13 protein-coding genes are annotated in these 11,435 nt (G+C 68.2%); 5 read left to right on the forward strand and 8 right to left on the reverse strand.

Going from position 1 to position 11,435, the window contains the following annotated elements; genetic code table 11:
• Window positions 1-138: 138 nt before the first annotated feature.
• The 4 genes from ACZ562_RS36330 (at window position 139) to ACZ562_RS36345 (ending at window position 2,175) form a co-directional block, all read left to right on the forward strand.
• Window positions 139-888, forward strand: coding sequence for a LamB/YcsF family protein (locus tag ACZ562_RS36330; protein ID WP_471188541.1), 750 nt, complete (start codon window positions 139-141; stop codon window positions 886-888).
• 192 nt (window positions 889-1,080) lie between these two features.
• Window positions 1,081-1,398 carry an ArsR/SmtB family transcription factor gene (locus ACZ562_RS36335; protein ID WP_471188515.1) on the forward strand — a complete coding sequence of 106 codons (318 nt, stop codon included), beginning with the start codon at window positions 1,081-1,083 and terminating at the stop codon, window positions 1,396-1,398.
• 1 nt (window position 1,399) lies between these two features.
• Window positions 1,400-1,750, forward strand: a complete 351-nt coding sequence (locus ACZ562_RS36340; RefSeq protein ID WP_471188517.1) for a VOC family protein — start codon at window positions 1,400-1,402, stop codon at window positions 1,748-1,750.
• Entirely contained in the window at window positions 1,747-2,175 is a 429-nt protein-coding gene (locus ACZ562_RS36345) for a DUF3052 domain-containing protein (protein ID WP_471188519.1), read from the forward strand. Before ACZ562_RS36340 ends, ACZ562_RS36345 begins: the two co-directional genes overlap by 4 nt.
• A 100-nt stretch (window positions 2,176-2,275) precedes the next feature.
• On the opposite strand, the gene ACZ562_RS36350 is transcribed toward ACZ562_RS36345, so the two are convergent.
• The 8 genes from ACZ562_RS36350 to ACZ562_RS36385 form a co-directional block, all read right to left on the reverse strand.
• Window positions 2,276-2,644 (reverse strand): cupin domain-containing protein, encoded by a 369-nt coding sequence (locus ACZ562_RS36350; protein WP_471188521.1) that lies wholly within the window; start codon window positions 2,642-2,644, stop codon window positions 2,276-2,278.
• A gap of 79 nt (window positions 2,645-2,723) precedes the next feature.
• On the reverse strand, window positions 2,724-3,614 hold the full coding sequence (locus ACZ562_RS36355) for a 5-oxoprolinase subunit C family protein (protein ID WP_471188523.1): 891 nt from the start codon (window positions 3,612-3,614) through the stop codon (window positions 2,724-2,726).
• Complete coding sequence (locus tag ACZ562_RS36360) at window positions 3,611-4,297, reverse strand: 5-oxoprolinase subunit B family protein (protein WP_471188526.1); 687 nt, start codon at window positions 4,295-4,297, stop codon at window positions 3,611-3,613. The genes ACZ562_RS36355 and ACZ562_RS36360 overlap by 4 nt, the downstream gene beginning before the upstream one ends.
• Window positions 4,294-4,707, reverse strand: coding sequence for a LamB/YcsF family protein (locus ACZ562_RS36365; protein ID WP_471188528.1), 414 nt, complete (start codon window positions 4,705-4,707; stop codon window positions 4,294-4,296). Before ACZ562_RS36365 ends, ACZ562_RS36360 begins: the two co-directional genes overlap by 4 nt.
• Before the next feature lie 320 nt (window positions 4,708-5,027).
• Window positions 5,028-6,308, reverse strand: coding sequence for an ABC transporter substrate-binding protein (locus ACZ562_RS36370; protein ID WP_471188530.1), 1,281 nt, complete (start codon window positions 6,306-6,308; stop codon window positions 5,028-5,030).
• Entirely contained in the window at window positions 6,308-8,488 is a 2,181-nt protein-coding gene (locus tag ACZ562_RS36375; RefSeq protein WP_471188533.1) for a sensor histidine kinase, read from the reverse strand. Before ACZ562_RS36375 ends, ACZ562_RS36370 begins: the two co-directional genes overlap by 1 nt.
• Before the next feature lie 318 nt (window positions 8,489-8,806).
• Window positions 8,807-10,078: an MFS transporter gene (locus ACZ562_RS36380; protein WP_471188536.1), complete on the reverse strand. Its 1,272-nt coding sequence runs from the start codon at window positions 10,076-10,078 to the stop codon at window positions 8,807-8,809.
• 172 nt (window positions 10,079-10,250) lie between these two features.
• Window positions 10,251-10,802, reverse strand: coding sequence for an ATP-binding protein (locus ACZ562_RS36385; protein ID WP_471188538.1), 552 nt, complete (start codon window positions 10,800-10,802; stop codon window positions 10,251-10,253).
• Window positions 10,803-11,344: 542 nt separating this feature from the next.
• Here ACZ562_RS36385 and ACZ562_RS36390 point away from each other — a divergent pair.
• Window positions 11,345-11,435: biotin carboxylase N-terminal domain-containing protein (locus ACZ562_RS36390; protein ID WP_308427085.1), on the forward strand; the 91-nt coding region annotated here is incomplete at its 3' end.

The following is an 11,435-nucleotide window of genomic DNA, read 5'->3' on the forward strand; positions in this document are numbered from 1 at the left end:
TCGTAAGTCCAGCTGACGGGTGCGGCTCAGGAATTGTTGCTTTTCCTGAGCTGGGGCGCCGCGGATACTACTGCCGTGACGAACAACGAAAACCGGGAAACCGCACTCGACCCCGATCAGAACCGCCCTGCACCTGCCGTGGCGTTGACAACCGATATAGGCGAGGGTTTCGGGCGCTGGTCCCTTGCCGATGACGACCGTCTTCTGGAGACAGTGACGGGAGCCAATGTGGCGTGCGGGTTTCATGCAGGAGACCCCGACATCATGCGGCGGACATGCGAGACCGCTGCACGCAGGGGTGTCTCGATCGGCGCACAGGTGAGTTACCGGGATCTCGCCGGGTTCGGCCGACGCTATGTTGCCGTCCCTCCCGAGACTCTGACCAACGACCTTCTGTACCAAGTGGGCGCCCTCGACGCGTTCGCTCGCGTGGCTGGTACGCGTGTCTCCTATGTGCGGGCCCACGGCGCCCTCTACAACACGTCAGCACGCGACCGCGACCATGCCACGGCGATAGTCATGGCGGTCCAGCTGTACGACCCGGGTCTTCCCCTGCTGTGCCAGGCCGGCACGGCCACCTGGGAGATCGCCCGGGAGTGCGGGATCCGCACGATCGCCGAGGCGTTCGTCGACCGGGCCTACACCGCCGAAGGACTCCTCGTACCGCGTGACCGCCCCGGCGCCATGGTGGAAGACCCCGAAGTCGCTGCGGAGCGGGCCGTCGCCATGGTGCTCGATCGACGTATCACATCGATCGACGGGGGCGTGGTGCCGCTGGAGGCCCGCGCTCTGCTGGTCCATTCCGACACGCGAGGTTCGGTGGCGATCGCCCGGGCCACCCGCGCGGCGTTGCAGTCCGCGGGCGTCGAACTGACACCCCTTCAGTGAGGCTCCCCGGCCGCTCCCTGAAGACCTCGGCGAAGCCGTCATCACCGGACCGCCCACCGGTAGGGAGAGGGCATTGCTCTCGGCGTCGTACGTGAGCGCCTAAGGGGCCACCCCACCCGTCGCAGGCGGCCGTGCCATGGGCGGTCGCAGCAGGATTGCTATTTCGGATTATTCCGAAGTAAGCTGCTCGTCGTGGTGGAGCCGGAGGACCTGGACGAGCTCTTGCGCGCGACTGCCAACAGGCATCGACGACGCATCCTCTCCGAGGTATGGGGACGTGAACGGAGCGCGGGAGAGCTCGCCGAAGAACTCGGCCTGGCCCCGGCAAGCGTGTCGGAGCACCTGAAAGTGCTGCGCAAGACCGGACTGGTGACCATGAGAGTGGATCGCACGTACCGGCTGTACCGGGCCTGCCCCGAACAGTTGCATCGGCTGGCCGACCTGTTGCTGGAGGCGTTCCCGGCCGACGTTCGCCCCGGGGGCGGCAATGAGATTCCCAGAAGGACATGACATGGATGAGCAGACAGAACGCCCGGCAAACGCCGTGGTGCATTTCGACATCAGCGGCCCCGACGACGTGGACCTTCGCCGCTTCTACGGCGGCCTGCTCGAATGGCAGGTCGACGCCAAGGGCCCTGGTTACGCACTGGTGCAGACGCCCGGCGGCTTGCGCGGCGCGATCGTCGGCAGTGAGCAGGCCGGCCTCACTCTGGGCGTGGCGGTCCCAGACCTTGATCGAGCGGTTCGGAGCGCAATCGACCTGGGCGGTGTCGTCGTCATGCCGGCCACTGACAACGGGTGGGTGACCAAGGCCCAGGTCAAGGATCCCGCCGGCAACCTCCTCACCCTCATCCAGGCATGACAGGCGCCAAGGGGGCAGGGGGGTATTCCGGCACCCCCCTCGCCAAGAAGATCGGGATCAAGCCGGGTGACCGTATCCGCTTCGTTCACCGGCCCAGCCATTGGGAAGTGCCGGGTTGGCCCGACGCCTGCCGGGTGTACGACGACACCGGCGGCGCCGAAGATGCCGACATCACCCTCGCCTTCCACAGATCTCTTGCCGGTCTGGTCGCAGAGGGCCCAGGGCTGGTCGAAGACCTGGCCGATCACGCGATGCTCTGGATCGCCTGGCCCCGACGCGCAGCAGGGCACGAAAGCGACATCACCGAGAACGCTCTGCGTGAACTGTTCCTTCCGCTGGGCGCCGTTGATGTGAAGGTTGCCGCCCTCGGTGACGACTGGTCGGGGCTGAAGTTCGTCCGGCGCAAGGAGAACCGGAGTTCCTGACTCTGATCTCGCGAGATGCTTGCGGGCTCTCGGCACGCCATCCCGCGTCGGCGGTTCAGGTCCGCAGTCCTTCGCACAGGAATCCACCGGCCGCACTCGCTCAGAGCTCGCGACGGGGAGGAACGTTTTTGTAGCGTACTTCGAACGTCACGCAGCCCTCCGGGGAAACCCAAGGCCCATGTGGCATTCCCGGAGGCCGGCAGGCGTACATGCCGGCCGTGAAGGTCCTGCCCAAGCTCAGGTCCTGGATGCTTCCTTCCAGGATGTAGACCTCCTCCCAGAAATCGTGGCTCAGAACGCCGTTGGGCGTGGTGTCCGTGCCGGGAGCAAAGCGAAGCATCCGGCTTGCCACCCCCTGCTCCGGATCAGCGGCAAGCACGCGCTCGGTCAGACCGGCGCACACGCTGTCACCTGGCGGCGCCCACTCCACACCGGCCACGGAAAAGAATTCAGACTCGGGTTTGCTCACGGGGCCTCCGGTCGCGCTGGTTTGTCGGGGACACGCTGTTCCTGGCGGGCTCTCTGACCCGCCGTCATGCGGCGGGTACTCACACTCGTGTGCTGACTGGTGACGGGCGGCCGGCCAGCACAAAGCGAACAGGAAGGCCGGGTACCGCCTGGGCGGCGGCGGCCAGTTCCCTCTCGGGCACCACGCCGATCACCGGGTAGCCGCCGGTGGTGGGGCAGTCGGCAAGGAAGATGACGGGTCTGCCGTCGGGAGGGACCTGAACCGCACCGACCACCATGCCTTCGCTGGGCAGCTCTTTGTGCACGGCACGCTCCAGAGCGGGTCCCTCGGTCCGGAGGGCGATGCGGTTGCTGTTGGACGACACGGAGAACCGGCCCGTGGCGAGGGTCCGCAGTGCGGTGGCTGCGAACCAGTCGTCCCGGGGGCCGGGTATCACGGGCAGCACGAGCTCCCGCGGCGGCTGCGTCCAGAAAACGGTGTCGGCGTAACGCGGCCGGCCCGATGCCATCCCCAGGGGCAGGACGTCTCCGTCCCGTACAGGAGCGGGGCCCAGCCCGGAGAGCAGATCCGTGGAGCGGCTGCCCAGAACGGGGGCGACGGCTATGCCTCCGCCCACTGCCACATAGCTGCGCAGGCCGCTGGTGGCGTTTCCCACGTCGAGGACCGCACCCGTCGGCAGGTACACAGCGCTTCCCCAAGCCGCGGGTTGGCCGTCTACCCGCACAGCGGCGGGCGCGCCTGTGACGGCCACCGTCACCGGCCGCGTGGCACGAACAGCCACCCCGCTCAGGGTGGTCTCCAGGGTGGCGGTGTCAGCGGAGTTGCCCACCAGCCGGTTCGCCAGCCGGTGGGCCGGCTCGTCGAGCGCCCCGGAGCGAGGCACGCCCAGGTGCGCATGCCCGAATCTGCCGAGATCCTGAACTGTGGTGAGGGCGCCGGACCGTACAACCTCGAGCTTGCCGGCGCTCATGCGGACCTCGCGCCAATGCCCGGTGTCGCGGGGGTGACCGAGTCGGCGGCACCCCGGGGCCGTGCCGGGCGCCGTTCCTGGGGAACGAAGCGCACACGGGTGCCGGGGGCCAGGAGCGCAGCCGGTTGACGCCCCATGTCCCACAGCGGAGTTTCCGTGCTTCCGATGAGTTGCCACCCACCCGGTGAGGAGCGGGGGTAGATGCCGGTGTAGGGCCCGGCGAGCGCCACGGAACCGGCAGGCACAGAGGTACGCGGAGCGTCGCGGCGTGGCACGGAGTAGGCCTCGGGGAGCCCGGTCATGTAGGCGAATCCAGGTGCGAAGCCGCAGAAGGCCACCCGGTGCTCCGTGCCGCTGTGCTCCCGCACCACCTCATCTTCGGTCACACCCCACAGTCGGGCGACGGCGCGAAGGTCGGGCCCTGTGTATTCAACAGGGATCTCCAGGAGCGGACCGCTCTCTGCCGGTGACTTTGGAACGGCCCACCCGCTCAACTCGGTGCGCAGGCTCTCGATATCCGGGACGCCGTAGAGAAGAACGGTTCTCTCCCCGGGAACGATCTCTCTGGGCTTCAGGCTGCCGATGGTGCGACGGCGCAGGAGTTCGGAGTGCAACGCCTGGGCCTCCTGCGGCGTGTCGAGGTCGATCAGCAACGAGTCCTCTCCCACCGGGAGCAGCTTCATGCGTGCGCCTCCACCCCGGCCCCAGCGGCCTCCGGCGCATCGCGTACTGTCCTCGATCGCGCCTGCACGTGCACCGGTGTGCCGGCCGACGTCGGGGTGCGTCCCTCCGTGGCCGGCATGGGTGCCCGCCGGGTGATCTGCCCCGGCTCGCTGATCACCGACCCGGGGGTGCTCCGCGGAACCAGAGTCCCGGCCTGCGTGTACGCACGGCCGGCGAACGCCTCGGTGACCTCCTCCAGCCCAGCCCGTCGGGCTTCCCGGACGATGGCGGCGCGTGGGAGGCACATCACCGACAGGCCGGCGTCGGCCGGCAAGCCGCACATCGCGAACACCATGGCGTCGTCGCTCAGGGGCCACCGCACATACCCCTCCGCGAGGTCCGCGTCGAGGTCGATCAGTGTCTCAGTCATCATCCGTCTCTTCGGGGTCACTCATGTCTTCGTCCGTGGTTCTGCGCGCCACCTGGCGTCAAATGCGGCCCGGCTCAGGTGTCGCGGGGTGGCGGCCGTGCTTCCGGCGGTGCGTTGCCGGGAAACGGGCGCTCATCGCAGGGTCGGCTCATTCCGGCTGAACGGGCCCGGTGCGACTGCCCGCGACGCCACCAAAATCCGCCCCCCCATACAATAATGGATTGTTGAACGATACGACAAGACTAGCGGACTGCCACGCTACAGGACCGCGCCGCGCCGGGCCGAGTGGGGCGGCCGGCCCGGCGGGCGCAGGGGCCGTGTCACTGACCACCGCCGCCTGCCATGGGCCACTGCAGCTGTGCGCGTGCCACATCGAACGGGTACACGAGGCGGTAACGGCCGTTGTGGATCTGCTCAATGATGCCGCGGGCTCCGGTGTTCTGGTGGTTGTCGTCGAAGGTGACGCCGTCCCACGGCATGATCGTTTGCCGGCCCGGGATGTCGATGTTCACCAGGGCGGAGCGGATGTCGGCCGGCTCGGCGGATCCGGCGTCGTCGATCGCCTGGGCGAGGGTCATCACGGCGGTGAACGCGCGGGCCGCGTCGTCGTTCATCGGCGTCCCGTACTTCCTCCTGTAGAGATCAGCCACCCCCTTGGCGGCCGGGTTGTCCCGGGCCAGATCGGCGGACCAGGCGAAACGGCTGCAGACACCCTCCGCTGCGGCCCCTTCCCTGCGCTGGTAGTCCGGGTCCGCGTATCCCCCTCCGAACGCCATGAGCGCCGGCGGGCGGTAGGACAGGGCGGCGAAGGAATCGCTCAGGGCAACCGCCTGGGGTGTGTACAGCAGGGTGAGGACGACGTCCGGCGCCGCCACCGCGACCTCCCGCGCCTGGGCCGAAAGCTCGTCGGACCGCGCACCGACCTTGAGATCGGCGACAACCGTCCCGTCGACATAGGAGACGAGGCGCTTGATCATCGCCGCCCCGTCGTTGCCGTACTGATCGTCCGTGCGTACGACAGCGACACGCTTCACGCGGGTTCCCTTGCTCTGCTGTTCCTTCAGCAGAGAGAAGACGACGCGACCGTAACTCAGCTCCGACGGCCCCGTACGGAAGAACCAGTCCATCCCCCGCTCGGTCAGCGACGACGCCGAGGATCCCCCGTTCACGAAGGGGATTTCCAGTTGCTCGGCACGCCGGCTCGCCACATCGGTGACAGCCGATTCGTACCCGCCGGCCACGGCCGCCACCCGCCGGGTTCGCACCAGCTCCGCCACCTGGTCAGCCCCGCGCCTACGGCCTCCTGCGGTGTCGGCGGCGAACATCCTGAGCCTGGCGTTGCCCATCCCCGGAAGGCCCTTCCCGGGGCCGAGCGGCAGAGCGATCGAGGGCTGATCGCCGTTGACGATGTCCACGGCCAGCTCCGCACCTCTCGTCGTGTCCGTGCCCGCGGAAGCGGTCGGACCAGTCATCGGCGCCAGGAACCCGATGTCCACCGTGGCCGGCCTGCTCCCCCCTTCGGAAGTCTGGCTGGAGCATGCAGAGCCGAGGAACAGGGCGATGCAGACAAGAGCGGCCGCGGCGGTTGTCGATCTCGGCATCAGGCTTGCCCTCCTGCGGATGGGTGGTCGTCCGGGACGTCATGAGCGATGTGGCGAGAGGCGTGCCCGGATATGCGGTACGGCTTCTCCGTGCCGTGCAGCCCATCGGAGAACCGACGGTGGTTGAGCCATTCCTCCGGGGACCCGATGATCGGCGTGGCGTCGGGGGCAGGTCCCGGCGGCCGGACTTCAGCCCCTGCGACGCCGGGCGGTTCACCGGAGAGGGCCAAGGCGACTTGAGCGGGCCCCGCAGCGAGAGCCGCCGACTCGTCGTATGCGGGCCGATGCTCTCCGGTGCCCGGCAGTGGCTCGGCCAGCAGCTCCCTTGGGATCGTCACCAGCGCCGTGGTTCCCCGGCGATCAGGGCAGACCAGGCGTACGCGGATGCCGTGCTTCGTCGCGAGCCGACCAACGACGAACAATCCCATGCTGTGCCCCGAGCTGGGATCGAGTGACAGGTCGGAGTCCAGCCTGTCATTCAGGACGGCCAGTTGCCGGGGGTCTATCCCGATCCCCATGTCCGTGATGGATACCAGCAGATCCGTCATGTGGTTGGGCACCGGGCGACAGGCCACGACGACCGTGGAATGGGCGTGGGAGAAGACTGTGGCATTTTCCATCAGTTCGGCCAGCAGGTGCAGCAGGTCGGTAACGGCCTCCGCCCGGATCACGACCCCGGAGACCGGCCGGCAGCTGATGCGTGTGTACTGCTCCACCTCGGCGCTCGCGGCGAGCAGGATGTCCGACAAGGGCATCGGCTGGGGCCAACTGCGCCCGGTGCCGGAACCGGCCAGAACCAGAAGGCTGTCGTCCGTCCGCTGCATCTGTGTGGCCAGATGATCGAGGCGGAAGAGCTGGGCCAGCCGGTCGGGGTCGTGCTCGTTCTGCTCCAGGCCGCCGATCTCGGAGATCAGCTTGCTCACGAGGTCCTGACTGCGGCGGGAGAGGTGCAGGAACATTCCATTGATGTGCGTACGCAGTGCGGCCTGGTCCGTGACCAGTCGGACGGCGGCGTCCTGCACAGCGTCGAAGGCCTGGGCGACCTCGCCGATCTCGTCTTCGGACACCACTCCTGTCGGTATCGTCCGGAAGTCGCTGAGATCGTCGACGTCTGCCAGCCGCAGACGGCTCAGCGCATCCGGCAGGTGCTCGTCGGCGACCTCGAGTGCCGTGGCACGGAGAGTCTTGAGTGGACGGGTCAGGGACCTGACAACGACGACGACCACGCCACCGGTCACCGCGAAGACCACCACCAGTCCGATCGCCCCCCATACGGCTGCCTGGAGGCGGGACGCGTGCGTCTGCCCGCTGACCGTGATGAGATCGCCGAGGATGTGCCACTGCACCTCGCGCATCAGCGCGATCTTGCGTGAGGAGTCCTCGGACCATGTCGCCGGGAGAATGTCGAGCCGGGCGGCCTGCACCTGCTCGCCGGCCTGCTCCTGGATGGCCAGGGTGCCGCTGACGGGCGCGCCCTTGACCGTGTCGGCATAGAGTTTCTGCTGGTCCTCGTCAGCCGCGGCCAGAAAGCCGGCCGTCGACTCCTGTTGCCGTGCCACCGCGCTGTTGAACTCGGGATACTGCCCGACGAGGAAGGTGCCCCGTACGAGGACGGTGTTGAGCGTGGCCCGGACGCGGCTGGTGTCCTCGACGGCACGTGACAGCGCATTCAGCGCCCGGACCTGCCCGGCGGTCCGGCCACCGCCGTTGTGTTCTGCGAGAATCGGCCCGAGTTCCATGATCTTGGCGATCATGGTGGTGTAGTTGGCGAGGATGGAGCCTTCGGTGAGGTTGGCCTCGTCCGCCGACGTGCGCAAGACCCGCAGTGTGCGCAGCTCCGCCGCGCTCGCGTTGATCGCGGTGAGCAGCTGGCCGTCGCCGGTGTCGAGTCCTCGGACAGCGTCCCGGTAGGCGGTGACCGCCTCGTCGACCTTGGCGCGACGGTTGTGGAGACTCCCGTCGGCGGACTTCTTCCGCCCCCCGGCGATGAATCCGGCCGTGACGTCACGCTCGTCCTGCAGCGCATGGATCAGCCGGAGCGCGGGCCGCTGGAACTCGGCGAGATCCGAGAACCGCCCGTAGTCGTGAACGTCGCTGACGGCGCGGGAGAGGCTGGCGGCTGCGAGGCTGCCGGCCAGGACGCCGGGGATCAGAACCACCGCGGTGAGCTTGCTGCGCACTCGCCAGTTCCTGGGTGTCGCGAGCAGGCGGACGGTGTGAGGAAGGGGCAGGTGCCGGAGTCTTCTCCGGTGCGGCCTGCTGGCTCTCTTGTGCAAGGGCGGACCTTTCGTGGTGGACCACGGACCTGCCGGCGGAAGGGAGGGCCGCGACCGGCTCGGCGAAGGCCATGGCTGCCGGGGGCTCCTGCCCCCGATCCGGCGCTCCAGGAGGCGCTGGGGTTCCGGACGTGGCGGTGGTGGCCGGTGCGTCGATCGACCGGCCACCACCGATGGGAGGCCACTTGTGCAGGGACCTGCCCGGGCTGTGCGGGGAGCGTGTCAGGTGAGCTCGCTGCCCTTGGTCTCGGGCAGGCCCAGGAGGGCGACGAGCGCCAGGACATAGCCGACGGCGCCGTAGACCAGGGCGCCGCTGACGCCGGCGGAGGTGAAACCGCCGGCCGTCGGGAAGATCGCACCGAGGGCGCGTCCGACGTTATAGGTGAAGCTCTGGCCCGTCCCGCGGACCGCGCGAGGGTAGAGCTCGGCGAGGAACGAGCCGAAGCCGGAGAAGATGGCCGAGGCGCTGAAGCCGAGCGGGAAGCCGAGGACCAGGAGCAGGTTGTTGGAGCCCTGGGGGATGTTGATGTAGGTCATCAGCAGGCCGCCGCTGAGGAAGGCGAACAGGGTGAAGCACTTCTTGCGTCCCAGTCGGTCGACCAGGTGCCCTGCGGTGACATAGCCGCAGAAGGCGCCGCTGATGAGCACGGAGAGGTACCAGCCGGTGCCGACGACGGACAGACCGCGCTCCGCCTTCAGGTAGTTGGGCAGCCAGGTGAGGAATGTGTAGTAGCCGCCCATCACACCGGTGGCCAGCAGGGTCGCGAAGAGCGTCTTACGGGCGAGCCCGCCCGCGAAGATGGAGGACAGCGGAACGCGGGCCTCCTTCTTGGCCAGCTGCTCCGCCACCTCGGGAGCGTCCTTGACGCTGACGCGCACGTAGATCAGCAGCAGGGCGGGCAGCGCCCCGGTCCAGAACAGAACACGCCAGGCCAGGTCCGGGTCGACGTTGTTCATGACGTTGGTGCCGACGATGACGGCCATTGCCCAGCCGATCGCCCAGGCACTCTGCACCCAGGCCAGCACCCGGCCCCGGTAGCGCGCACTGGCGTACTCGGCGACCAGGATCGCTCCGGCCGCCCACTCGCCGCCGAAGCCGACGCCCTGCAGCCCGCGCAGGACGAGCAGCATCGGATAACTCGTGGCGAAGCCGCACGCCACGGTGAACAGGGCGTAGGTGGCCACCGTGATCATGAGGGTCTTCACCCGGCCGATCCGGTCGATCAGTACGCCCGCGAGGATGCCGCCGAGCGCCGATGCGAGCAGGGTGACCGTGCTCATCAGGCCGACCTGCGCGATGCTCAGGCTGAAGTAGGCCGCGATGGCCACCTGGCCCATCGGCAGCACGAGGTAGTCGTAGGAGTCGAGGGCGTATCCGCCGAACGCTCCCTTGAAGGCGCGGCGGCCTTGCTGGGGCATCGTCCGGTACCAGGCGAAGGGACCAGTTGCCTCGCTGGCCGCTGGGGCCTGCGTTCTGGGGGAGGTGGATGTCACGGTGACCTCACGGGAAAGAGGGAGAGGCAGGTCAGGAGGCGTTTGAGGAGCCGTGGAGGGACCAGTCTGCACGGGTCCGGCTGCTGTGGCCTCGGCGGTTGCGCACCTGCCGCGATGTGGGGAACAAGCTAGGGGTTGTTGAACAATCCCTCAAGAGGTTTGAAGGATTTTCCTACGTTGCCTGCCTTGCCGGCTGCTGACGGCTTCCGTGATCCCGGCTCAGCGGGCCCGGGAATCCCTCGGCCGCGGCTACCGGGAACCCCGGCGCCGGCGAGGCCCCGACCGGGAGTACGGCCCACACCAAGAGGCCGTGCGGCAGGCGCACGACACCCCAGTCCGAAGCCAGCGCCTCGATCAAGGCCAGGCCGCGGCCGCCCGACTCAAGGGCATCCGTCGCCCCGCGAGGGGCGGGGATACCGCTCCATGCGGAGCCGTGATCACCCACTTCGATACGGATACTCTCGCCAGCCTCGGTAGACATGTAACGCACAGTGTGCCAAACCGGACCATCTCCATGAGATATCGCGTTAGTCACGAATTCGGAGACGATCAGCGTGGCGTCATCGACGGCGTCGGACAGCCGCCACCGGGACAGCTGGGCGGCAAGCTGGCGGCGAGCCACCCGAGGGGAGTCCTCGGCCGCCGGAAGGTGCCACGTCGCCCACCTCCCAGGAGTGACGCTTGACGGGGCCAACTGCGCCCGAAGGCAGATGAATTGGGTCATGTCGCACTCGCAGGAGAGTGGGCTTGCGCCGAGATGGCGCCTGAGGGCCGCCTGGCACACTCGCCGGGCAGGGCTCGCGAAACGGGGATTCGACAGCGGTGCCGCACTACCGGCCGGCCCACGCGGAAGCCATGCGCTTCGACTTCATACCGATTCGGCGAGCTTTTCGTGGGATCGTTCTACGATCCTTGATTATGACGACATGCGGCGACCTGTCAACGGCCCTCGTCGCCACTTAAAAGTGCCAGTAGAGGCTCACCCTGACGCGGCCGCACCCCGCCATCGGTGACCTGATCACGTCTTTCACGCGCCCTGGACGCCGACAGTCAGGGAGTATTGAAGGATTGTTCGACGATCTGTACTGTCAGCTTGCGGCGAAGCCCGGCACCGAGCGATCTCGCTGCCGGGACTCCCTGGCCCGGCGCCTCCTCACAGACCGCTCGGGTACCTCAGCCGGGCTTCGCCGCGCCCGCCGCATGACCAAGACGATGCGGTGTCACTTCCCCCGACCACACGTATCCCGGTCTGAAAGAGAAGCCATCGTGCGCAAGGTGCTCATCGCCAACCGTGGCGAAATCGCTGTCCGCGTGGCCCGGGCGTGCCGGGACGCCGGGATCGCGAGCGTGGCCGTCT

Source organism: Streptomyces sp. NPDC040410 (assembly GCF_055595715.1).